This is a genomic window from Gilvimarinus gilvus, assembly GCF_030518155.1.
Taxonomy (GTDB): Bacteria; Pseudomonadota; Gammaproteobacteria; order Pseudomonadales; family Cellvibrionaceae; genus Gilvimarinus; species Gilvimarinus gilvus.
Window position 1 is genome coordinate 1 of record NZ_JAULRU010000451.1, and the last position, 379, is coordinate 379.

General features: G+C 31.7%; 1 protein-coding gene. It reads left to right on the forward strand.

What is annotated here, in order from left to right; genetic code table 11:
• Positions 1–26: 26 nt before the first annotated feature.
• The coding region (locus tag QWI17_RS08830; RefSeq protein WP_302722153.1) for an Lrp/AsnC family transcriptional regulator at positions 27–379 on the forward strand (353 nt) is incomplete at its 3' end.

Genomic DNA, 379 nt, shown 5'->3' on the forward strand with positions numbered 1-379 from the left:
AACTTTGTTTCATTTAAGCTTTGTTTATGATGGATTTAGACCGATTTGATATAGAAATTCTTGATATTTTACAAAAAGATAACATGACTTCGCAACGTGATATTGGTGATAAAATTGGATTATCTGCAGCGGCAGTTCAACGCCGAATCAAAAAAATGCGTGAGGAAAAAGTAATTCGTGCAGATATTTCTGTCATTAACCCTGAAGAAGTTGCTTCTCAAATTTTATTATTTGTAGAAGTGGATTTGGATACAGATAAAATTGAATTTATTGATGAAATAAAAAACACTTTTAGTCAGGTTCCACAAGTACAACAGTGTTACTATGTGACAGGAGAAGTAGACTTTATACTAATTATGGTTGTTAAGAGCATGCAAGA